Origin of the sequence: Dialister sp., from assembly GCF_051885895.1 — a bacterium.
Classification (GTDB): Bacteria; Bacillota; Negativicutes; order Veillonellales; family Dialisteraceae; genus Dialister.
In genome coordinates, this window is sequence record NZ_JBJEXP010000108.1 from 1 (window position 1) to 22692 (window position 22692).

A 22692-nucleotide genomic window follows, 5' to 3' on the forward strand; every position below is an offset into this window, starting at 1 on the left:
GCCGGCATCAGGGGCGTGGAAAAATACTGTCCGAATGTCTAACCAGCCTGCTGTCTTACCAATCCGCCAGCTTATCAGCCTTCTACCTCACAATAGTCACCGAGCATGTGACATGGTGCAGAACGTACTGACTCACGCTGCCCATGACGATGCTCCTTACCGCTCCCAGACCGCGGCTGCCCATGACAATATGGTCTGCTCCGGTGTCCTTCCACAGGGAATACAGAGTCTGCGGCGGCGCCCCAATGCGTACCATAGTTTCCAGCTTCACCGAGGGTGGCACCTTCCGTGCAAACTGGCTGAGCAGACGGTATCCTTCCTCCATGATTTCCGAAGGTACGTAGCCGCTCATGGTCACCTGGTCCAAAGCCGTCATTTTTTCATTCATGTCCACCACATGGACAAGCACCAGCTCGGAATGATACTTTTCCGCCATATCCAGCCCCCAGGCAAAGGCTTTGGCTGATTCCTGTGATCCGTCCAGAGGGATCAGAATCTTTCTGATTTCCATTCGATGACCTCCTACTGCACTTTGACTGCATTTTCACGCAGATAATCCTTTCTGACCTTTTCAAAGCGAAGGCAGAAAAAAGCGGCAATGGCCAGAAGATACAGGAAGAAAGCGCCGATTTCCTGCATAATATCTCCAAATCCGGCTCCCCGCATGAGAATGTCCCGCACAAAGTGGAATTCCCAGGTGAGAGGGAAGAAATGGGACAGTACCTGGGCCCAGTATGGAATAAAGACCAGAGGCGCCGTCTGGCCGCCCAGGATAAAGCCTCCCGGAATAAAAAGAATCATACGGCTGGATGCTACGCCCGGATTGGCTGCCGTCCATCCGAAGAGGATGCTCATCATGCCTACGCCCCAGATGTAAAAGATCTGCAGGCCCATGAAAAGAAGGAAATTTCCGGAAATGACCATATTGCCCCAGACCCTGAGGATAGCCATGCCCACCATCAGAGCCGTAATGAGGCATCCCATATAAGGCAGGATCCGCATCATCAGATCAAAGGGAGAGCCATTTTCCATGAGCGCTTCCCATTTGTGTTCCAGCTTAAGCCTTGGCACCATGCCGATGGTGGCAAAAGTAAAGAACATGCTGGAGAAGAAGAAAAGGAAACCTTCTGTTTCCGAGTTACTGGTACTGCTGCTCGGGTTGAACAGATAGCGGGTGCTCACGGCAAGGCCGCCGGAACTGCCTGATGACTCCGCGCTCATGGCATTGAGCTCCGCAGTCATTTCATTCATGGCGGTCTGAATATCTGCTGTCAGCGCAATATTGGTGTAATCGCAGTACAGCCCGATATTCACCGACTGTCCCGAATACAAATCCCGCTCCAGGTCTTTGGGAAGGCAGATAACCGCATAGGCTTTATCTTCATAGAAAAAGGTTTTCGGATCCGCCGGTGTGTAAATCACCGTTCCTACCTTCATATGACGGGAAGAATTGACCATCTCCACCATTTCCTGGCTGGTTCTGGAATGATCCAGATCCACGACCACCACATTTACATCCCTGGTGTAATTGTAGCCCATGGCCGCCGTAAAGAAGACCGTAATGACAATGGCCACGATGAGCGACACCTTTTCGTAGGGCATGCCCCTTCCCGAAAAAAGGAAATGTATCTCATCTTTCAGTGAATTCATGACGGTTCACCTCGATGGTCATGCCGGGAACCACGCCCGGAACCCGGTCAATATAGGTTCTGACCTGAAAGGCCGTAAGATCGGCAGAGCTCTTTTCCCGGGACATTTTGAAATCTGCAAATCCCGGCGCCCTGGCCACAAGCCGTACCGTGCCGGGCACTTCGATATCCCCGGAAACCGTATGTCCTGTCAGCCGGTCTCCTTCCTTCATCTTTCCCTTTTCTACCTCATTCAGATAAATATCATAGTAATACCGGCTGCTTTCCAAAAGAATGACCGGCGTATTGGCGGAAACCATTTCCCCTTCCTTGGCAATCACCTTCAGGATCTTGCCATCCTCCGGGGCGGTCAGGATAAGCCGTTTCTTATTGACTTCCTGCTGTTCCAGTGCTACTTCCAGCTGCTTTTTCTGCTGCTTCAGCGATTCCAGATCATTGGCCTTGTTATCGGCAGACTGCCTTTCCTGGGAAATGGTGGGAAGGTCAATATCTTCCGTATTGTCCCTGTCTTCTGCACCGCCGAGGAGCTTGTTCAGCAGTTCTCTCTGTGCCCTGACATCTGCTTCCGCTGTGCGGAGATTGGCCACGATATTATCCATTTCCAGCTGGGAAATGGCACCTGCATCCACCAGCTGCCGTTTTCTGTTGTAGTCGGACAATTTATTTTCATACACTGCCTGGGATGATGCCAGCACCGCCTTCTGCTGGTCAATCTGCCGATGGGTCTCTACCTCATCCGTATCCGCCTTCTGATAGGCCACGTCAATGTCACCGGCCATGGAGCCGATTTCCGCATCCAGCTGGGCAATCTGGGCCTGCAGTTTCTTAATGGAAAGATCAGTGTCCGTAGGATCCATGACCATGAGCACGTCTCCCTTTTTCACCATATCCCCTTCCTTGACGCCTTCCTTCAGCAGACGGCCGCTGACCGAATCAAAAGACACTTTAATCTGCTCTGCCGTCACAATGCCGTCTCTTTTTTCCTTTGCCATGGCCACTGCATCATTTCCCCTGTACAACAGGACCACGCCGCAGAGAGCAATCAGCCCCAGAAAAAACAATCCGATTTTCACCGGTTTACTATGAATATTCATGGTTCCTCCTCGTCCTTTCATCGGAGTACCGGCTTCTTTTCAGAAAACCGGAAACTTCGAAGATTCTTCGCAGAGCGCTCATCAATTAGCCAGCTAATTATATGGGCGTAAAATACTTCTATCCATGATTCCCGGCCGCTGATCCTGCAGCCATTCATAAGCGTCTGCAGGATCATGCAGCCTGTTCACGGTTTCAGCTTCCCTCCGAAGGTGATTCGTCCACAATTTTGTGCAGGAGACGAACCAGTTCCTTTTTTTCCGTCTCATTCAGCTTGCCGATAAGCTTGGAAATACGTACGTAATGTCCGGGAAGAATATCATCCATTTCCTTCCTTCCCTTGTCGGTAAGGTAAACCAGGCGGGCCCGGCCATCCTCCCGATCCACAGACTTATTCACCTGTCCGTCCCTTTCCATGCGCCCCAGCATGACAGAAATGGTAGCCTTTGTCACGCCTGCCATCCGGGCCAGCTGAGAGGGAGCCATGCCCTCTTCGTGCTGATGAAGAATGATCATGACGCAGAGCTTGCCCTGGGACATATGATATTCTCTTTCCAATACATCATCCGTCCGGCCTTTGATTTCTTCCGCCGCCTTCATGACGGTCAGCATGGTGATCACATCGTCGGGATGAATTTCCGGTATCGTCCGGGCATGGGCTGCCAATTCTTCCCGGGATGGAAATATAAAATTCTTGTACATAGTGCCTCCCGCAATATTTAGTAAGCTAGCTAAATAAATAGTAACTAACTTTTTCCCATTTGTCAAAGGATGAATTTTCATAAAAAGCAGGTTCGGCAGCAGAAAAATACAGATAAAAGCCTCCCCGGATTTCATTTTTGAATTAATCGGTGATTGAATCATTTTCGAATTTCACTGCTGCCTTCCGATGCAGCAGGAAGAGAAGAAGATAGGCACAGCAGGCTGTTTTATGAACTTTTAGTGAAACATCTCATAAAAGGATTTATGAAATTCAGGTCTTTGCCTTCTCGATCCGATTAATGCGCAAAATAAAACTGAACAAAAAGGATTGGATGTTTTTCCGCTTCGATCCTTCCTGAAAATGCCTCTTGACGGACGGCAGGAAATAGTGCTATATTATTTGCAACTTCATAAGGCAGTGAAGAGAAGAGTAAGCGGGAAAGAAGAGCAAAGAGAGCCCCCTATGGTGAGAAGGGGTCTTGGAAGTCCTGCCGAACATGGCCTCTGAGCCTCTCTGCTGAATAGTCAGGCAGACCGGGAATTCCCGTTACAGAAGAGAAGTATCATGGCGGCAGAGCCGGCGTACTTCATAAGGCTTTTCCGGTGACGGAAAAGTAAACATGGGTGGTACCACGAACATATTTCCTTCGTCCCTTATGGGAGGAAGGTTTTTTATTTATCAGAACAAAGCATAGGAGGAGTATTATGAATTACAAGAAGACCCTGATCGCATCCATCGCCGTACTGGCAGCCGCAGGATTCATCGCAGGCTGCGGAGACCAGAAGGCAGCCGCTCCGGCCAAATCCGCCGCTGCGGACAAAGCCGTCACCATCAAAGTTGGCGTTTCCCCCGTTCCCCATGGAGAAATCCTGAATGCCGTAAAAGACCAGCTGGCCAAGGAAGGGGTCAATGTGGAAATTGTGGAGTTCACGGACTATGTACAGCCGAACCTGGCACTGAATGACAAGAGCCTGGATGCCAACTATTTCCAGCACAAGCCCTATCTGGACGAATTCTGCAAATCCCGGGGCCTTGACCTGAAATCCATCGGCACCGTCCATCTGGAACCAATGGGCGTGTATTCTTCCAAGATCAAAGATATCAAATCTCTTCCTGACGGCGCTCATGTAGCTATCCCCAACGATCCCACCAACGGCGGCCGCGCTCTGCTGGTTCTTCAGTCTGCAGGCCTCATCAAGCTGCGTGACGGTGCGCCCATTACCGCAACACCCCAGGACATTGCAGAAAACCCGAAAAATCTCCAGTTCTCCGAACTGGAAGCGCCTCAGCTTCCCCGCTCCCTGGAAGATGCGGATATTGCCGTCATTAACATGAACTTTGCCCTGGAAGCCAAACTGGATCCCAAGAGCGCCATTTACACAGAAAGCTCCGACTCCCCCTATGCCAATATCGTTGCTGTAAGAGCAGGCGATGAAAACCGTCCGGAACTGCAGAAGCTCATGAAAGCCCTGAACAGCCAGGAAGCCAAGGATTTCATAAACAAGAAATACAACGGCGCCATTAAAGCAACCTTCTAAAAGCAGTGATTTCCAGGACCGCTGAATCCCGGACAGTCTCTTCCTGATTTTCCATAAAAAGATGAGAGAGTAAAAGCGCTTTCTCATCTTTTTTGATGGTTATATAAGTCCTATCCTGCCGAATAATGGCAGATTAATAAGGAAAGAGTAAATAAAGGTTAAATTTGCAGTGTCTCCCACGGAACAACTTGCATTGCGGCGCCAATTATATTACACTATGAATAATAATGAACAAATCGTACTATAAATCAATAGAACAGGGAGAGTATGTATGGACCGTCGCCAGCAAAAAACAAGAGCGGCTATTTTCAGCGCGTTCAGTGCGCTCTTATCGGAAAAGCCCTACTCTAAAATCACTATCCAGGATATTATTGACCGCGCCAATATTGGAAGGAGTACCTTCTATGCCCATTTTGAAGCCAAGGACAGCCTTCTGAAAGAAATGTGCGGGGAACTTTTTGATCACATCATAGAAGGTGTCATGCATGACAACGTCCCCAGCGATTCCCATATGGCCCCGGGGGTGCCGGATCCTGTATTCTGCCACCTGCTGCAGCACATTGATGCCAATACCAACCATATCCGGGATCTTCTGACGTCAGAAAGCAGTGATATTTTTCTCCGCTTTTTCAAAGCCAGCCTGAGCCGTCTGATTTCCTCCTATCTTCTGAAGGACAAGACCCCTGCCTGCCCGGTGCCGGAAGAATTTCTGCTGAACCATATTTCCGGAAGCTTTGTGGAAATGGTGCAGTGGTGGGTAAGAAGGGATATGAAGGAAACGCCAGAAGAACTGGATTCCTACTTCCGGGCTGTGATCAAGCCGCTTCTGTAACTGTCCAAACGCCGCCTGCAGCGGCGTTTTTTTATGTTTCTGCCCTGCCTGGGAAAAACAGGGGCAGCAGGAAAAGAGCCGGACACCCAAAATCCGGATTCAACGCTCAATCAGCCCATTCCAGTCCATGTTCGCGGGAAGAGGCTTTGCCCCATATGCAGCCTCGGGAGTCAAATGATTTTCCCTCTTTTCTCCCCCGACAATTTAGGCTATAATGTTTAAAAATATAATATGAAACATAGCAGCGGTTCCTTAGTATAAAAAGCACTTGACCCTTTGCGGGGAAAGATGTATATTTATCCTTAATACCCTGTTATGGAATTTTTTGATTCAAGGAGGAAATGATGGCAACCTATATTAATGAACCGGCACATACCTTTAATGAATATCTTCTGATTCCGGGATATTCCGATACGAACTGCATTCCCGCAAACGTATCCCTGAAGACACCACTGGTGAAATTCAAAAAAGGCGAAAAACCGGCTATTACATTAAATATTCCGATGGTATCTGCAATCATGCAGGCCGTATCCGGTGAAAGACTGGCCGTAGAGCTGGCAAGAAACGGCGGCATTTCTTTCATCTACGGTTCCCAGACCCCGGAAGAGGAAGCAGCCATGGTTGCCAGAGTCAAAGCACAGAAAGCAGGATTCGTACCGAGCGATTCCAACCTTTCCCCGGAAAATACACTGGCTGATGTACTGGCACTGAAAGCCAAGACCGGTCATTCCACAGTAGCCATTACCGATGACGGCACTTCCGGCGGCAAGCTGGTAGGCATCGTTTCCAGCCGTGACTATCGTATCAGCCGCATGGACAAATCGGAAAAGGTAAAGAACTTCATGACTCCTCTGGAAAAACTGGTAACTGCCAAGTACGGCATCACCCTGTCTGAAGCGAATGATATTATCTGGGACAACAAGATCAATTCCCTGCCTGTCCTTTTTGATGACGGCAAGCTCTACGGCTTCGTATTCCGTAAGGATTACGATTCCCATCAGGAAAACCCCAACGAAATGCTGGATGCACAGAAGCGGTTCATCGTCGGCGCCGGCATTAACTCCAGAGATTACGAAGAACGGGTGCCGAAACTGGTGGATGCAGGAGCTGATGTACTCTGCATCGATTCTTCCGAAGGCTTCTCCGAATGGCAGAAAATTACCCTGAACTGGATTCATGATAAATACAACGGCAAAGTCAGAGTCGGCGCAGGCAATGTGGTAGACAGAGACGGATTCCTCTTCCTCGCCAAGGCCGGTGCTGATTTCGTCAAGGTAGGTATCGGCGGCGGTTCCATCTGCATTACCCGTGAAACCAAGGGTATCGGCCGCGGCCAGGCTACCGCACTCATCGAAGTCTGCCAGGCCAGAGATGAATACTACAAGGAAACCGGCATTTATGTACCGGTCTGCTCCGACGGCGGCATTGTGTATGACCATCATATTACCCTGGCTCTTGCCATGGGCGCCGATTTCGTTATGCTGGGCAGATACTTCGCCCGCTTTGATGAATCCCCGACCCAGAAGAGAACCGTAGGCGGCACTGTGGTGAAGGAATACTGGGGCGAAGGTTCCAACCGCGCCAGAAACTGGGCCCGCTATGATCTGGACGGCAGTAAGAAGCTGGCCTTTGAAGAAGGAGTAGACTCCTACGTTCCTTATGCAGGTCCGCTGAAAGAAAACGTGGAAAAGACCTGTGCAAAGATCAAAGCTACCATGTGCAACTGCGGTGCCATTACCATTCCGGAACTGCAGAAGAAAGCCAAGCTGACCCTGGTATCCGCTACTTCCATTGTGGAAGGCGGCGCCCACGACGTCATTCGGAAAGAAAAAGACGGCAGCGACCGTTAATTATAATCACCATAACGATGAAATTAAAAAAGGAAGCACTTTTCGGAGTGCTTCCTTTTTTGTGTCATACGGTGAAGAGAGGGAAAGAGCCGGTTCAATCAGCCCTTTCCTTGCAATTCATGAGAGCCCTTTGTACAATATACATATATGGGGACGTAGCTCAGCTGGGAGAGCGTGCGGTTCGCATCCGTAAGGTCGAGAGTTCAATCCTCTTCGTCTCCACCATACTATTCCGCCCTGCGGGGCGGTTTTTTAATGGAAAAGCGGCATCCCATTTCCTTAGGAAGCACTGATTGAATCAGCGCTTCTTTTTTTGATTGGGCAGCCGCTTCACCGCGTGCCTCTATTTTCTATCTTCTGCCTTCTATTTTCTATCGTCTATCTTCTATAGTCTATTTCCTATCTTCTGCCAGTGCTGCGTTTCTTCCCACAGTCAGAAAGAATATCCGGTCATACACTTTCTCATAAAGGAGCATGAAAAGACCCACCTCCATGGGATAGCAGATGATGTTTTTAATCAGGCGGCTCATAAAAATGGCAGAGGCTGCCTTGTCATAGTAAAGTACAAGCCAGAGAGTATTGAGACCTAGATGGATAAATACCATCACCAGGAAGAAGGGAATGCATACATAACGGACCGTGAGTCGGCGGTGATAGAAAAATTTCCCGTAAATCCATCCGGTGAGAAAGCCGGAAATCAGAAATCCCGGAAAGAAAATGCTTGTTCCCAGGCAGGCGGTGCCTATGAAATCGGAAAGAGCCGCCACCAGTCCGCCTTTCCACGGACCGTAGAGTGCGCCTGCCAGGGCAATGGGAAGAAACCCGAAGGTGATTCTGACAAAAGGTGTCTGAATCGCAAAAATGTAGGACAAAAGTACAGCCAGGGCAGTCAGTATTCCCAGCAAAACCATTTCTTTTTCTCTGTTTTTCTGCATCATAAAAAGACCTCCTTCATGCAAAGCTGCATGGAAAAGGCCTCCATGCAGCAGCGGGATGCAGTATGGGCACCGCAAGCATGCCTGCTTTTCGTCCGGATGACAACTCCCCGTCCATCCGGCACTGGCGGAAAAGGATCTTTCGTCCTTTTCCTGCGCGCCGATACTTACTCTGCTTCTCTATAAATATGTTACAGTATATCACCCTGCCGGAAAATTGCAATAAAAAAGCCGCCCTGTAAAGGCAGCTTTTTATTAGTCCGGTATGGATTAATACAGTTTGGCACCGGCAGGGATATGACGGTCTACCATAAGGAGATGCAGTTTTTCTTCTCCTTCTTCGTGATGAATGGCAGACAGAAGCATACCGCAGGAATCAATGCCCATCATCCTGCGGGGCGGGAGATTGACAATGGCAATCAGTGTCTTTCCCACCAGATCTTCCGGTTCATAGTAGGCATGAATGCCGGAAAGGATGATGCGGTCTTCTCCTGTGTCGTCATCCAGCGTAAATTTCAGGAGCTTCTTGCTCTTCGGCACGGCTTCACAGGCTTTAACCTTGACTGCACGGAAGTCGGATTTGCTGAAGGTATCAAAATCGACATAGTCTTTGAAAAGCGGTTCAATTTCTACTTTGGAGAAATCAATGGGAGCTTCATCTTCTGCCTTAGCCAGTTCTTCCGCTTCCCGGGCTGTCTTCTTTTCCAGTGCCGTTTCCGGTTTCATGGCAGGGAACAGAAGGACATCACGGATAGAGGCGGAATTGGTCATGAGCATGAAGAGACGGTCAAGGCCGATCCCCAGTCCGCCGGTAGGCGGCATGCCGTATTCCAGGGCTGTCAGGAAATCCTCATCAATCGGATGGGCTTCCTCATCGCCGTGTTTTCTTTCTTCTACCTGCAGTTCAAACCGTTTTCTCTGGTCAATGGGATCGTTTAATTCAGAGAAGCCGTTTGCCAGTTCCCGTCCGTAGATATAGGATTCAAAACGGATGGTGTATCTGGGATCCTTGGGATCCAGTTTGGAAAGAGGAGATACTTCAATAGGATGTTTTGTAATGTGCACCGGCTGGATGAGGTGTTCTTCCACGTAGGCATCGAAACATTCGGAAAGGATCTTGCCGAAGCCGTCGAATTCTCCATATTCTACATGGAGCTTGTCCGCAATGGCTCTGGCATCTTCAATGGTCTTGCAGGCGTCAAAGTCTTCACCGGTATATTTCTTCACTGCTTCTGCCATGGTCAGTCTCGGCCAGGGCGGAGTCACATCGATTTCCGTATCTTCATAGGTAAATTTCATGGAGCCGTAGGATGCCATAGCGCAGGCAGCCACAATCTGTTCTGTCTGGTTGATGACATCTTCAATGTCCCCGTAGGCCTGGTAGGTTTCAATAGCGGTAAATTCCGGGTTATGACGGGTATCCATGCCTTCATTTCTGAAGTTTCTTGTAATTTCAAAAATCCGTTCATAGCCGCCTACCAGAAGACGCTTCAGGTAGAGTTCCGGTGCAATGCGAAGGTACATGGTCATATCCAGTGCATTGAAATGGGTGGTAAAGGGTTTTGCATTGGCTCCGCCATACAGAGGCTGGAGTACCGGAGTTTCCACTTCCAGGAAATCATGGTCCGTATACCATTTGCGGATGGCAGACATCATGGCTGCTCTCTTCACAAAGGTTTCCCGTACTTCCGGATTCATGATGAGATCCAGATATCTCTGACGGTAGCGCTGTTCCTTATCCGTAAGGCCATGCCATTTTTCCGGCAGCGGGCGGAGGGACTTGGACAGCATGGTGAAATGGAGAACCCGTACGGTCAGTTCTCCCGTATGGGTGGTAAATACGGTGCCTTCAATGCCAAGGATATCGCCGATATCCACCAGCTTGAAGAGCGCCCATTCCTTTTCCGGCAGTTCGTCTCTCTTGAAATAAACCTGGATGTCCCCGGTCTGATCACGGAGCACACAGAACGCTGTCTTGCCCTGTCCGCGGCGGATCATGATCCGGCCGGCAATACGGACATGGGTTTCCTCTTTTTCCAGCTGTTCTGCTTCCCTGCGGATATCTGCCGCATGATGATCCCAGTCAAATCTCTGGCCATAGGGTTCTACCCCAAGGGCACGGATTTTTTCCAGTTTTTCACGGCGGATAAGCATCTGGTCATTCAGTTTCGGACCGCTCTGCTGTTTATTCTGGTTTTTATTTTCTGTCATTCCTTAACCTCATTTCCTGTCAAATCAATCAAAGAATTATTCTTCAATCGAAATGACTTTGTATTTCAAAACGCCGTTTGGTGCTTCCGCTTCCACTGTATCTCCGGCCTTGGCGCCCATGAGAGCTCTTCCTACCGGGGATTCATTGGAAATGCGGCCTTCAAAGGGATTGGATTCAGTGGAGCCCACGATGGTGACCTTTTCCTGAAGATGTTCTTCCATATCTTCAATCAGAACGGTGGAACCTACATCCACTCTGTCCTTCGTGCCTTTTTCAATAACCTGGGCTGTACGGATCTGCTGTTCCAGCTGAAGAATACGGCCTTCCAGGAAAGCCTGGGCGTTCTTTGCTTCATCATATTCGGAGTTTTCGGAAAGGTCGCCCATTGCGATGGCGGCCTTCAGGCGCTGTGCAATTTCCGCACGTTTTGTGGAACGGAGATCATCCAGTTCCTTCTGCATTTTTTCAAGGCCTTCTCTGGTAACCAGAGTACGCTGCATTTCTGCCATAACAATCTGCCTCTTTTCTTTAATACTTATACCTTATATAGACACTTATATCTATTCCTGAACAGGGCATATTTCATAGTATATAGCAAAATGAATCCCTTAGTCAAACAGTTTACGCAGACTTTCCCGTTTCCATGGAAAGAGCCACCGTTTTAACCATACCGTTTAGATGAATACTTTTTATATGATCAGACTTCGCTGCTTCGGCCTGGCTGCCGGCAATTTTACCTTCGCCATGATCAGGTACTTTTCACGGAAAGCAGCACAGCCCTTTCCACTTAGGGAAACAGTTTTCTTCCGGGCCTCACCTCCGCTGCCCCCTGTGCCTTTATGTAAGGCCATCGTCCTCTGCGCGTGCCGACGGCAGGGAATGGCAGGCAGGTTTCCGGAAGGTCTTGGACCTCTGCCGGAAATGTTTTCTGCCATCGTTCCTGTCATCGGACTCATGCCATGCTGTTCCGGATGATATATACTTCATTCTGCCCCTGTACAATACCATGGATATCATGGTCATTACCTGCATCGCCCTGTTCCTGCCCTATACGGTACCATATGTTACCTCCGCCTCCAGCCGACTGAGAGAAACTCTTCCGGAGGCAAACCGGATCTTCTGTGCGTCCCGCTGATATATTTTTCGTCATATCCACTTTTACCATGCGGAAATTTAAACAGGGCATTGTCTCCCGGAATATGTCCATGACCGTCCTGTGCATCCTTTTCCCCCCTGTCTCTCCTGGCGGTGAAGCAGTTGGCATCCCATCTGTTTTAGCATTTCCTTCTCTTTACTCCAAGGAAAGCAGCCTGTTTTCTTATAAAATATTTTTCTAGGAAATCCAAGAAAAAATATTCTATTCTCATTATTCCTTCTCATTTCTCAATTAATTTGCAAAAATTTCTGATGTGGGGTTATTTGAGGCCATATGAGCCTGTTTCGGGGAGTACCGGGCCAATAGAAATTTAGGCATCTATTTTATATTTGTATTTTTATTTATATTTATTACAATTTTATGCACGATATTCAATTGGAAATCCAGGGCCGAACCCCCGAAAGCGCCGCCCCATGGGCGTTTCGGGGTTTTCTGCATTTTTGTCATGAAATTCTGCAATACATCATGATGTATCATTCCAATCCATGGCAAACCATGATAGACAGTATTTTTTGCCGTTTTTCATCGTTTTCCTTAAAAGTTCTCAAAAGTCCATATGAGTTCGATGTAAAAAATTTACAAATTTTTTTGAAAAAAAGCCTTGTCATCTGATTTCATTTATGGTATATTGCAGTAAATAAAAATTCATCGCGCCCTGCCCCGTGTGCAGTTGAGCAGCGAACCGTTATCTGATGACGGATGGTTTTCTTTATGCCCTGTTTCTTTCACCTTTATTGAAAGCAAATGGGGTTCATGCATGCCTTGATGATTTCATGACTGCATCATCCGGTTTACCCGGGACAATATTTTTCCCCCATCGTGAGCAAGAGCACGATTTGGATTAAGAAAGAAGGGAACAAACCTTGTCTAAGAGCAAAAAAATGGGAGTGGTACAACTCACAACAGTAACAGCCATCAACATGATGGGTTCCGGTATTATTCTTCTTCCGGCCACACTGGCGGAAATCGGAACAGTTTCAATCTTTGCATGGATTCTGGCCTCCATCGGCGCCACCATCCTTGCCTATGCCTTTGCCCGCTGCGGCATGCATACCTCCAAAGTCGGCGGCATGGGCGGTTATGCAGAATATCGTTTCGGCAGAGCAGGAAATTTCCTTTCCAACTTCTGCTATACCATTTCACTGATTATTGCGAATGCAGCCATCGCCAGCGGCGTCGTCAGCTATGGATCCTTCGTTTTCGGCCTCACCCTTTCTCCTGTAGAAGTGTGCATGGCCACCATCGGTGTCCTGATCCTGGCAGCCACCATCAGCCTGGTTGGCCCCAAGAAATTCGGCAAGTTCAGCTCTCTTGGCGTATTTTGTGTCGTTTCTCCAGTGGTAGGCCTTCTCCTCTTCGGCTTCTTCTTCTTTGATACCGGTATCTATACAGAAGCCTGGAACCCCGGAAACCTGCCATTCTATGAAACCATGAAAGACTCCATTGCCGTTATCATCTGGGCTTTCCTTGGTCTGGAAACTGCCTGCGCCAATTCCGACACTGTTGAGAATCCGGAAAAGAACGTACCCATCGCCGTACTGGCCGGTACACTTCTGGCAGGTGCCTGCTACACCACTTCCACTGCTATCATCGGCGGCCTTGTTCCCTACCAGGAACTCATGAAATCCGGTGCTCCTTTCGGACTGGCCTATGCCACCATGTTCGGAGACAAAGCAGGATATATTGTTTCCTGCATGCTTGTATGCTCCTGCTTCGTATCTCTCACCGCATGGCAGTTCACCGTATCCGAGGTAGCAAGAGAAGCATCCTCCATCGGTCTTTTCCCGAAATTCCTGTCCAAGGTTAACCGTTTCCGTTCTCCCTATGTGGCTATCGGATCTCTGGTTGCCATCCAGGTGATCATGACCCTTTCCACCATGAGCCCCACTCTTCTGAAACAGTTCAATGTGCTTATTAACCTGGCTGTCATGATCAACCTCATTCCTTACCTTCTGGCAATGGCCGCAGTAGCGGACCTGCAGAAAGCTGAAGGCATTCCCCATGATAAAGCAAAGCTGGCTAATGCAGCAGCTATCGTAGGCGGTATATACAGCTGCTATGCAGTATACGGCTGTGGCTGGACCGTCATTATGGAAGGCGCTTTTGTGGCAGCTATGGGTCTTGTGATTTATGCCCTCATCTCTTCCCGCCTCCGTTATGCACCGGCAGCAAGAGTTTCCACCTATCCGCCTATTGATAAGAAATAAGTCATAAAATAAAAACTCCTTCGGACCTGTCCGGAGGAGTTTTTCTATGGGAAAGATGGCCGGATTTCAAAATCCGGAATCGAAAAAGAAAATAATCTTCTATGGTTTCCTATAATGCTGTCCTTTATTTGACAGAAACGGCTCTTCATGATAAAGTAAACACATATTCATATGAAACTCTTCCCTGTCACCGGATAGGGAGCAAAGAGGGTTTATTCCTGCTGCAGGTGGATATGGCTCAGGCCATTGAAAGGCAGGAATAAGCCCTCTTTTTTTTACAGGAGGTAATATCATGAACATTAACCCCTTTGCCGTAGAAGAATGGATGAATGCCTATGAAACAGGAGCCTTGTACAACATTGCAGAAACCTGTGTAGATTCCATTTCTCTGGATGAATTGTTTTCTCTGTCCGGAACGGACAAGGAATCATTCCTGAGCAGACTCTGCTCCCGCCGGCTCACCTATGGTGCCATAGAAGGTTCTCCCGAACTGAAGAACGGTATAGCCTCCCTGTACCGTACCATAAAGCCTGATGAAATTGTTCCTACCCACGGCGCTGCCGGAGCCAATCACCATGTTTTCTATTCCCTCATCAATCCGGGAGATACAGTGATTTCCATTATGCCCTCCTACCAGCAGCTTTACTCCATTCCTGCATCTCTGGGCGCCCGGGTAAAAATCATGCACCTGAAAAAAGAAAATGGATACCTTCCCGACATAGATGAACTGAAAAGACTGGCAGAAGGCGGTGTGAAAATGATCTGCCTCAACAATCCCAACAACCCTGCCGGCGCCCTGATTCCGCAGGAAATCCTTGAGAAAGCCGCCGCCATTGCGCAGAGCTGCCATGCCTACCTGCTGGTGGATGAAGTCTACCGCCATCTGACCCAGGATGAAGAATGGCAGCCCTCCATTGTGGATCTCTACGAAAAAGGGATTTCCACCTCCTCCATGTCCAAGGTATTCTCTCTGGCCGGTATCCGGCTGGGCTGGATTGCCACCCATGATAAGGAAGCCCTGAAACAGATGTGGTCTCATCGGGATTATAATCTGATCAGCTGCGGCATGATTGATGACGCCATTGCCTCCCTGGCCCTTTCCGCTAAGGAGAAAATCCTTGAAAGAAATAAAAAGATCATTCGGGAAAATCTGGCCATTCTGGATGACTGGATTCAAAAAGAACCCCATATTTCCTATGTAAAGCCGCATGCAGGCACCACCGCCCTGGTTTACTATGATTTTCCTGTAGATTCCTATACCCTCTGCCGGCAGATGTATGAAACCTGCGGTGCCTTCGTTACTCCGGGAGACTGCTTCAATGAACCTCACTCCATGCGTATCGGCTATGCCGCCGATAAAGACACATTGATAAAGGGGCTTCATGCCATGAGCACTTTCTTCCGTTCCCTGGAAGCAGGAAAGGCCGGAAGCTCCCGGCCATCCGAGGCCTGAGACAGGAGAACTGCCAGCGGGCACTCTGCTTGTCATATGCTGCTGCCTGTCTTCTTTCTTGCTTTTTCCTCCACCATATGATATATTGTATTAACATTAATAAAACCTTTCCGCTGAAGGTTGTGGATTTTTTCAGAATTTTCTGTTTTCGCCGCACAGTGCTTTTTTCGAGCACTGTGCTTTTCTTATGGAGGAAAACCATGAACAAGGGATTTTATGCATTTATTGTCTTTTCCGGAGGTGCCTGCTATGGAATTCTTTCCACCTTTGTCAAGACTGCCTACGCTTCCGGTCTGACTCTCACCGATGTAAGCGGTCTGCAGTGCCTTTTCGGCACCCTCTTTCTCTGCCTGGCTCTGCCTGCTGCGCACAGGCGCCGGCTCAGTCCTTTTCAGGTGCTTACCGTAGCGGCAGGGGGGATTCCCATAGCGCTTACGACCATGTTTTATTATCATTCTCTGGAAACCCTTTCTGCCTCTCTGGCCGTCGTTTTTCTCTTCCAGTCCATCTGGATGGGATCTGCCGCCGAATGCATCTTCTTCAGAAAAAAGCCGAAAAAGAAACAGATTCTTTCCATTCTTTTCTGCCTGTCGGGAACAATCCTGGCTGCCGGATTGTTCGAAAAGGGAGAATCCTTTACCTTCTCTTCCGGCATGATCTGGGGACTTCTGGCTGCCCTTTCCTATACTGCTGTCCTCACATCCAGCTCTCTTCTGGGAAAAGGCCTGTCCCCTGCAGTCAAGGGTGCTCTCATGGCCGGCGGAGATACGTTATTTACATTTCTTGTCCTGCCGCCGGTTTTCCTTTTAGACACTGCTTCCTGGCCTTCTCTCATTCCCTACGGTCTTCTTCTGGGCCTCTTCGGTGTAGCTCTTCCGCCTTTCCTCTTTTCCTGGGGCATGCCCCATATAGGGCCGGGGCTGGGTAGCATTCTTGCCGCTTCCGAACTGCCGGTAGCCCTCCTTATGGCTTTCATGGTGCTGGGCGAATCCATTTCAGGCCCCCAGTGGGCAGGCATAGCACTTATCGGCCTGGGGATTGCCGCCGGAGCAGGCGATTAGCCGGGAAACCGGCCTGGACGTCATTTGTCCGTCATACATACAGAATCATCAGCAGCAGGCCCCCTGTGTCCCTGATTGCTTTCACCATACAAAAAAAGCAGCTCTGCAGAGCTGCTTTTTACAGTGTAAAAACTCCGAATCATCTTCCTGCCGCAGACGACAGCATGGCAGGTCCTTCTCCTCAGTGATTCGGCCGGAGAAAGCATATGTACTGTGCTGTCATAATAGCTGGCAGATTCTTCTTCCGAAATTTTGCTTTGATATTTGGTATACCGGAGAGAAACAATAAATATTCGAAGTTTTCTCCCCCTTTCCACCTGTTCCTTCAGGGATATGCGCATGACAGGCAGGAAGGAGGCCTTTCTTCAGGGCCCTTTCATTCCTCTCTGTATATACACAGGAAAAACTGTCTCACTGCCGTTTTCTCGGGGAAGAACCTGCTCCCTGCAGGAACAGTTTCCCTTCGATTTCTTCCTTCGCTTTTCTCACAAAGGAGAGCATTTCTTCATCCAGGGGATATCGAATCACACAGCCGGGAGCCAGGATAACCTTCCTGCCGCCGGTCTGTTTCAGGGTTTCATAAATCTGGCATTCGATTTCATTTTTGTGGTGTTCCGTAATATCCATCCGCTCGAGCCCCGCCATAATGCATTTTCCCGTCAGCAGCTGCGCTTCTCCTACTTCCGGCAGGGACTCCCAGGCATGCCAGTTGAAAATCTGCACCGGATACTTTCTAAGAAGAGGAAACATGATATTTTTTCCATGGGCATGGAGCACATTGCACCAGCCCGAGGAAGCGGAAAGAACAGCCAGATCATAGGGCATACCGTATTCCCGGTAGAAAGACTCTTCCGCCAGGTCATAGGAAGAAAGCTGGGTGGCAAAAAATATGCCGTCAGCCCCCAGTTCGATCACCCGCTGTACCAGGGCACAGGTGGTTTCCGTAATGGACTTCAGCGCTTCTTTCACCTTGGCTCCATGTCCCTGGCGGATATGATCCATCATGGAAGGGCAGAGCTTATTGGCAGTGGTCAGAGGGCTGAAAACCGTAAATACCACCGGCACTTCCCCTTTGGTCTTGTTCAGCAGGAGTTTCAGGTATTTCTGCTCCCTGGCAAGAGCCCCTTCATTGACGGAAACGGGATGTATCCGGAGCCAGTCTTCCGGCTCCTTCACCGGCGTATCCAGGATCCTGGCCACACCGCCCTTCGGGATTTCACTGAAATCCGTTTTGGCGCCGAAGTCTTCCACACTGTACATGCCGTTATTCATGGTTTTCAGTATATCCACATCATATTTTTTGTAAAAATCATAGGTATGTTCCGCATTGCTTACAGGATCCAGGTCAATCATGGGCAGATGTGTCCACAGGGAATAGGGCACCCGGTCCACTTCCTCACCCCGAATGGCGGCCTGGATACGCTCCTTTTTCGTCATGGCCGATATGATTTTCTTTTTCATAATATCCCTCCTTTGGAGAAACAGGATTTTATAGTTCAAAAGGGCTGCGGTTCCGACAGGTGCATGATACAGAGCACCCGCAGGACGCTGCATTTCACCGATACGGTTTCACCAGCCCGCTATCTTACCAATCTATACCCTTTTATCATACCATACATATCCGCCAGAGCCCAGCCAATGGGGATGGACAGCCAGATGCCGGTCACGCCGATTTCCGGAAAGGAAGAAAGAAAATAAGCCAGTACCACCCTTGTTCCCAGAGAAAGGACGGTTAAAACAACACTCACAGCCGCCCGCTTGACTGCCCGGTAGAAACCATAGAGCATGAAAAGAATGCCTATCCCCAGATAGCAGCTTCCTTCTATACGGAGATACCGGCTGCCCACTGCCACCACGTCCTCTGCCGTTTCCGGCACGAAGAATCCCATGAGCAGGGGCGCCAGGAAGGATACGATACCACTGGCCAGCAGAGAAAAAATGAATATCATCTTTCCTGCTGTTTTGATCCCCTGTCTGATCCGATCCCTGTTTCCTGCGCCATAGTTCTGTGCCACATAGGTGGAAAAAGCATTTCCGAAATCCTGAAGCGGGGAATAGGCTATGGTATCAATTTTCACTCCTGCTGCAAAGGCGGCCATCACCGTAGTGCCGAAGCTGTTCACCAGCCCCTGCACAAGCAGAATGCCAAAATTCATGATGCTCTGCTGCAGACTGGTCAGAAGGGAAAGCTGCGACATATCCAGGAAAACCTTTCTATCCCAGGTCATATCCTTTCCGGAAATATGGAAATCCTGCCTTCCCAAAAGACAGTAGAGAAAAATACCGGCGCCGGAAACATACTGGGAAATCACAGTAGCCTGGGCGGCGCCTGCCACACCCCAGCCCAGATATACCACGAAAAGAATATCCAGTGCCGCATTCAAGAGGGAAGAAATGATAAGAAAAACCAGCGGTGTCACAGAATCCCCCACGGCCCGGAGAAGGGCCGCACCGAAATTATACAGAAACACCGCCAGCAGACCGGAAAAAATCCACCATAAATACTCCCGGATATAGGGAACCACTTCCGAAGGCACCTGCATAAACCGGATCAGCGAATCCAGCAGAAAATACACTGCTCCATTCATGACAAGAGTCAGCGCACCTATGGAAAGGAAGGAAATATAAATGGACTGCCGCATACGATCAAAATTTTTCCTGCCGAAGCAGAGGGAAAAATATACACTGCTTCCCATGGAAAGACCGATCAGAATGGAGGTGAGAAAAATCATGAGCGTATAGGCGCTTCCGACGGCTGCCAGAGGCGCTTCTCCCAGAAACTTTCCCACCACCAGCGTATCCACCACGTTATACAGCTGCTGAAATACATTTCCCACCATCAAGGGCAGCGAAAAAAGCAGGATTTTTCGAAAGATGCTTCCCGATGTAAAGTCAATGGTTCTCATAGTTTCCCCCTGTTATGACCCCTGTTGTCTCTCTGCAGCCTGATGTCTGTTTATCCTTTATTATAATCGGCAGGAAGGTTAGAGAAAACCGGAATTCCCGCATCCTGAAGAAATCCTGTGATGAAAAGCGCTTCTAAAATTTCCTTTTCATTGCCAGACATTTTTTCATAAAAAAACACCGGATAACTCCGGTGTTTACAGGTTCTGTCTTATTTCATATGAGCTGCTGCCCAGTCAGCCTTAAACCGTGCGATTCCATTGTCTGTCAGTGGATGTTTCATGGCATCCATGAGCACCTGGAAAGGAACGGTGGCAATGTCTGCACCGGCCAGAGCGCACTGCATAATGTGCTGGGGCTTGCGGATAGAAGCGGCAATAATCTTGGTTTCAATGCCGTGCAGCTCAAAAATTTCAGAAATGGTACGGATAAGTTCTACGCCATCCCAGCCGATATCATCAATACGGCCTACAAAAGGACTGACGAAGGAAGCGCCGGCACGGGCTGCCAGCAGTGCCTGGTTGGCAGAAAATACCAGGGTCACATTGGTGCGGATGCCCAGTTTTTTCAATCCCTTGACAGCTTTCATTCCTTCCGGCGTCATCGGAATCTTAACCACTACATGAGGATCCAGAGCAGCCAGTACCTTGCCTTCTTCGATCATGCCCTCTGCATCATCAGCAAGCACTTCAGCGGAAATAGGTCCGTCCACAATAGAAGCAATTTCTTTAATGGTTGCATGAAAATCCTTTCCTTCTTTGGCAATGAGGGAAGGGTTTGTTGTTACACCGGAAATGAATCCCATGTCATTCGCTTTGCGGATGGCCTCTACATCAGCGGTATCAATAAAAAGTTCCATATTTTTATCTCCTTTTCACAAGACTATGTTATACATTGTTGCACCAACCGCCCCTTCTGTCAACGGAAAAATGCAGATTCTTCCAAACTGCTGGAGAATCGCCCGCTCCGTCTCTTCTGCTTTCTTTCCTACAGAAAAAGCAGGCCATTCAGTCATGCTTCCTGACCGAACAGATCCTTTAAAAGATATAACAATCACTGTCTGCCTGGAAGCCCTGATTTCTTCACTGAATCGAATCAGTACTTTCCGATGCCTGGTTTCATGAATTAAATAGTAATTTTTATAAAATTATTTTATAGATCCTCTCCTATCCCTCCTGTTTTTCCAAATACGCCCCACAGTCTTTGATATTATCTATGATTTCACGACTCCGGCAGGAATGAATCATTCTTTCCAACTCCTAAATTGCAATGCATGATATTTTATGTTTATTGATTATTGATAGAGCAGAGTGTATAATTAAAGGAAAGAATCTATCAATTTTATTTAAATTCCATCATTTGGAATTGAGGGGGATACTATGAAATTAACGCTCCTCGCTTTGAGCTATTTCCAGAAAACAGCTGAGCTCCAGCATCTGACCCGTGCTGCTGAAGCCCTTCATATTTCCCAGCCTTCCCTTTCCCATACCATTAAAGTGCTGGAAACGGAACTGGGAGTGCCTCTTTTTTCAAGAAGCGGGCGAAATATTGTGCTCACCAAGTACGGCGAAATCCTTCTCCGGCATACCAACCGCATTATGCAGGAACTCCACGGTGCACAGAAGGAGCTGGCTGATACCAAGGAAGCCCAGAAGCTGACAGTGACCATTTCACTTTTTGCCGCATCCATGATTATTCCGTCTTTCCTGACCCGTTTCCGCCAGGAGCATCCGGACATCCGCTTTGAAATCCTGCAGCAGCATAACAAGCCGGGACAGCAGAGCCAGAATCATGTGGATCTCTTCCTGTCCTCCTCCATTAACCCCATAGAGAATGATCACTCTGTGACTCTGCTGAAGGAAGACATTATGCTGGCTATGCCGGATACCGATCCTCACGCCCGCAAATCTTCCGTCAATCTGGATGAATTTGAAAAAGCAGGATTCATCTCCCTGGAAGCAGGCGCCAGCCTCCGTACCATTACCGATTTCTACTGCCGCATGGCAGGTTTTGTCCCCCATGTGGTTCTGGAAAGCGACAGTCCCATGACCGTCCGTGAATTTATCCGGGCTGGTCTGGGCGTTTCCTTCGCGCCCCGCATTACCTGGCATGGTGTAGGCGGCGACCATGTAGCCCTTGTCCCCATTGCTTCTCCCAGCTGCCAGCGCTACATCAGCCTGTCCTGGAAGAAGGGCGAGAAACTCTCTCCTCCTGCAGAAATGCTGAAAAAATACATTATTGACAACTTCTCTGATTTTGCCAGAGAATATGCCGGACTTCCGCCGGAAAGATAAGTCTATGGAAGCTGCCCCTGCCGGGCAGCTTCTTTTTTTATGTTGCTGAAAAGGAAGATATGGTTTATAGTTGTTCATGTACTCAAAACAATGATCCTGTCACCCTATAAGGAGGATGTCATGAAAAAGAAAATGGTTCTGGAAGAAGAGAGCCTCTTCTCCCAGCCTGCCCCTGCCGGGGAAAATAAAAAGAAAGCAGAGAAAAAAGAAAAGGCCGCCCCCTCTGCCGGAGAAACTGCCGCCAGCCATGCCTGGAAAGAAAAAATCTGGGAATTTGACCTGACCAAACCTTCCCAATGGATGAAAGATACCATGAAGGAAGACATGCTGAAGGAAGGCTTCGGCAAAAGAGAAGCCAATAAAGTATTCAAGGGGCTCTTCTTCAAGGAAAAGGTATGCAATACCCGGACCCAGGCACTGGAATATCTGAAAACGGTTCCCACCTCCTATGCCGTAAAATATAAAATCGGCATAGCCCCTTCTCCGAAAATGATATCCCTTGAAAAAAGACTCCGGGAAAAGGAAGAGAAGCTGTCCTCCTACACCAGGCAGCAGAATGAAAAGAAATTTTCTTCCGACTTTGTTTTCTGCCCCCACTGCAGATCCAGAGTCAACCGGGACTTCATCAAACCTCCCCTCTGTCCGGTATGCGGCAGGGATATGCGTTCCGATACTGCTGTAAAAACCATGACCACCCTGGAAGAAACGGTGACGGACCTCAGAAAACGATACGAAGATACAGCCAGAAAATATAACAGCAGATTCACAGGAGGAGAAAAATGGATTATCCGCCTGGTAAATCCGCT

General features: G+C 48.7%; 18 protein-coding genes, 1 tRNA gene, 1 riboswitch and 1 other annotated feature. Of the genes, 9 read left to right on the plus strand and 10 right to left on the minus strand.

Translation table 11 applies throughout. The features are described from left to right. Positions 1-82 precede the first annotated feature (82 nt). The 4 genes from ACI4N7_RS09195 to ACI4N7_RS09210 all read right to left on the minus strand — a co-directional run bounded on the left by ACI4N7_RS09195 (position 83) and on the right by ACI4N7_RS09210 (position 3443). A complete protein-coding gene (locus tag ACI4N7_RS09195) occupies positions 83-511 on the minus strand; it encodes a universal stress protein (RefSeq protein ID WP_439733063.1) in 429 nt (142 codons plus the stop codon). An 11-nt stretch (positions 512-522) separates the two neighbouring features. Beyond that, positions 523-1650, minus strand: a complete 1128-nt coding sequence (locus ACI4N7_RS09200) for an ABC transporter permease (protein WP_439733064.1) — start codon at positions 1648-1650, stop codon at positions 523-525. Then, on the minus strand, positions 1631-2743 hold the full coding sequence (locus ACI4N7_RS09205; protein WP_439733065.1) for an HlyD family secretion protein: 1113 nt from the start codon (positions 2741-2743) through the stop codon (positions 1631-1633). Before ACI4N7_RS09205 ends, ACI4N7_RS09200 begins: the two co-directional genes overlap by 20 nt. A 193-nt stretch (positions 2744-2936) precedes the next feature. Next, on the minus strand, positions 2937-3443 hold the full coding sequence (locus tag ACI4N7_RS09210; RefSeq protein ID WP_439733066.1) for a MarR family winged helix-turn-helix transcriptional regulator: 507 nt from the start codon (positions 3441-3443) through the stop codon (positions 2937-2939). Between the two features lie 409 nt (positions 3444-3852). Next, positions 3853-4101: a binding site (T-box leader), on the plus strand. Positions 4102-4148: 47 nt separating this feature from the next. Between ACI4N7_RS09210 and ACI4N7_RS09215 the strand changes: the two genes are divergently transcribed. The 4 genes from ACI4N7_RS09215 (at position 4149) to ACI4N7_RS09230 (ending at position 7889) form a co-directional block, all read left to right on the plus strand. Further along, positions 4149-4982: a MetQ/NlpA family ABC transporter substrate-binding protein gene (locus tag ACI4N7_RS09215; RefSeq protein ID WP_439733067.1), complete on the plus strand. Its 834-nt coding sequence runs from the start codon at positions 4149-4151 to the stop codon at positions 4980-4982. 271 nt (positions 4983-5253) lie between these two features. Then, positions 5254-5814, plus strand: coding sequence for a TetR/AcrR family transcriptional regulator (locus ACI4N7_RS09220; RefSeq protein ID WP_439733068.1), 561 nt, complete (start codon positions 5254-5256; stop codon positions 5812-5814). Between the two features lie 344 nt (positions 5815-6158). Then, entirely contained in the window at positions 6159-7664 is a 1506-nt protein-coding gene (locus tag ACI4N7_RS09225) for an IMP dehydrogenase (protein ID WP_439733069.1), read from the plus strand. Positions 7665-7813: 149 nt separating this feature from the next. Next, positions 7814-7889 (plus strand) — tRNA-Ala (locus tag ACI4N7_RS09230). A 167-nt stretch (positions 7890-8056) separates the two neighbouring features. On the opposite strand, the gene ACI4N7_RS09235 is transcribed toward ACI4N7_RS09230, so the two are convergent. The 3 genes from ACI4N7_RS09235 to greA form a co-directional block, all read right to left on the minus strand. Beyond that, the gene (locus ACI4N7_RS09235) at positions 8057-8602 is read right to left on the minus strand and encodes a folate family ECF transporter S component (RefSeq protein ID WP_439733070.1); all 546 of its coding nucleotides are present in this window, start codon (positions 8600-8602) and stop codon (positions 8057-8059) included. A gap of 46 nt (positions 8603-8648) precedes the next feature. Further along, positions 8649-8776, minus strand: a riboswitch (THF riboswitch). A 93-nt stretch (positions 8777-8869) separates the two neighbouring features. Beyond that, entirely contained in the window at positions 8870-10810 is a 1941-nt protein-coding gene (gene lysS, locus ACI4N7_RS09240; RefSeq protein ID WP_439733071.1) for a lysine--tRNA ligase, read from the minus strand. 36 nt (positions 10811-10846) lie between these two features. After that, positions 10847-11320, minus strand: coding sequence for a transcription elongation factor GreA (greA, locus tag ACI4N7_RS09245; protein ID WP_439733072.1), 474 nt, complete (start codon positions 11318-11320; stop codon positions 10847-10849). 1510 nt (positions 11321-12830) lie between these two features. Between greA and potE the strand changes: the two genes are divergently transcribed. The 3 genes from potE (at position 12831) to ACI4N7_RS09260 (ending at position 16688) form a co-directional block, all read left to right on the plus strand. Beyond that, positions 12831-14174, plus strand: coding sequence for a putrescine-ornithine antiporter (gene potE, locus ACI4N7_RS09250; RefSeq protein WP_439733073.1), 1344 nt, complete (start codon positions 12831-12833; stop codon positions 14172-14174). Positions 14175-14466: 292 nt separating this feature from the next. Further along, complete coding sequence (locus ACI4N7_RS09255) at positions 14467-15627, plus strand: aminotransferase (protein WP_439733074.1); 1161 nt, start codon at positions 14467-14469, stop codon at positions 15625-15627. 200 nt (positions 15628-15827) lie between these two features. After that, on the plus strand, positions 15828-16688 hold the full coding sequence (locus ACI4N7_RS09260; protein WP_439733075.1) for an EamA family transporter: 861 nt from the start codon (positions 15828-15830) through the stop codon (positions 16686-16688). Between the two features lie 411 nt (positions 16689-17099). On the opposite strand, the gene ACI4N7_RS09265 is transcribed toward ACI4N7_RS09260, so the two are convergent. From ACI4N7_RS09265 to fsa, 3 genes are all read right to left on the minus strand, one after another. Then, positions 17100-18149, minus strand: coding sequence for a uroporphyrinogen decarboxylase family protein (locus tag ACI4N7_RS09265; RefSeq protein ID WP_439733076.1), 1050 nt, complete (start codon positions 18147-18149; stop codon positions 17100-17102). A 119-nt stretch (positions 18150-18268) separates the two neighbouring features. Then, positions 18269-19594, minus strand: coding sequence for an MATE family efflux transporter (locus ACI4N7_RS09270; RefSeq protein WP_439733077.1), 1326 nt, complete (start codon positions 19592-19594; stop codon positions 18269-18271). A 209-nt stretch (positions 19595-19803) separates the two neighbouring features. Then, positions 19804-20451, minus strand: coding sequence for a fructose-6-phosphate aldolase (gene fsa / locus ACI4N7_RS09275; RefSeq protein WP_439733078.1), 648 nt, complete (start codon positions 20449-20451; stop codon positions 19804-19806). 520 nt (positions 20452-20971) lie between these two features. Between fsa and ACI4N7_RS09280 the strand changes: the two genes are divergently transcribed. Continuing rightward, on the plus strand, positions 20972-21886 hold the full coding sequence (locus tag ACI4N7_RS09280) for a LysR family transcriptional regulator (protein ID WP_439733079.1): 915 nt from the start codon (positions 20972-20974) through the stop codon (positions 21884-21886). 120 nt (positions 21887-22006) lie between these two features. Further along, on the plus strand, positions 22007-22692 hold a 686-nt coding region (locus ACI4N7_RS09285; RefSeq protein WP_439733080.1), incomplete at its 3' end, for a hypothetical protein.

Excerpts from the sequence above, each read along its gene's own strand:
- ACI4N7_RS09195 (WP_439733063.1), bottom strand. The coding sequence starts at position 511 with ATGGAAATCAGAAAGATTCTGATCCCTCTGGACGGATCACAGGAATCA.
- ACI4N7_RS09200 (WP_439733064.1), bottom strand. The coding sequence starts at position 1,650 with ATGAATTCACTGAAAGATGAGATACATTTCCTTTTTTCGGGAAGGGGC.
- ACI4N7_RS09205 (WP_439733065.1), bottom strand. The coding sequence starts at position 2,743 with ATGAATATTCATAGTAAACCGGTGAAAATCGGATTGTTTTTTCTGGGG.
- ACI4N7_RS09210 (WP_439733066.1), bottom strand. The coding sequence starts at position 3,443 with ATGTACAAGAATTTTATATTTCCATCCCGGGAAGAATTGGCAGCCCAT.
- ACI4N7_RS09215 (WP_439733067.1), top strand. The coding sequence starts at position 4,149 with ATGAATTACAAGAAGACCCTGATCGCATCCATCGCCGTACTGGCAGCC.
- ACI4N7_RS09220 (WP_439733068.1), top strand. The coding sequence starts at position 5,254 with ATGGACCGTCGCCAGCAAAAAACAAGAGCGGCTATTTTCAGCGCGTTC.
- ACI4N7_RS09225 (WP_439733069.1), top strand. The coding sequence starts at position 6,159 with ATGGCAACCTATATTAATGAACCGGCACATACCTTTAATGAATATCTT.
- ACI4N7_RS09235 (WP_439733070.1), bottom strand. The coding sequence starts at position 8,602 with ATGATGCAGAAAAACAGAGAAAAAGAAATGGTTTTGCTGGGAATACTG.
- lysS (WP_439733071.1), bottom strand. The coding sequence starts at position 10,810 with ATGACAGAAAATAAAAACCAGAATAAACAGCAGAGCGGTCCGAAACTG.
- greA (WP_439733072.1), bottom strand. The coding sequence starts at position 11,320 with ATGGCAGAAATGCAGCGTACTCTGGTTACCAGAGAAGGCCTTGAAAAA.
- ACI4N7_RS09255 (WP_439733074.1), top strand. The coding sequence starts at position 14,467 with ATGAACATTAACCCCTTTGCCGTAGAAGAATGGATGAATGCCTATGAA.
- ACI4N7_RS09260 (WP_439733075.1), top strand. The coding sequence starts at position 15,828 with ATGAACAAGGGATTTTATGCATTTATTGTCTTTTCCGGAGGTGCCTGC.
- ACI4N7_RS09265 (WP_439733076.1), bottom strand. The coding sequence starts at position 18,149 with ATGAAAAAGAAAATCATATCGGCCATGACGAAAAAGGAGCGTATCCAG.
- ACI4N7_RS09270 (WP_439733077.1), bottom strand. The coding sequence starts at position 19,594 with ATGAGAACCATTGACTTTACATCGGGAAGCATCTTTCGAAAAATCCTG.
- fsa (WP_439733078.1), bottom strand. The coding sequence starts at position 20,451 with ATGGAACTTTTTATTGATACCGCTGATGTAGAGGCCATCCGCAAAGCG.
- ACI4N7_RS09280 (WP_439733079.1), top strand. The coding sequence starts at position 20,972 with ATGAAATTAACGCTCCTCGCTTTGAGCTATTTCCAGAAAACAGCTGAG.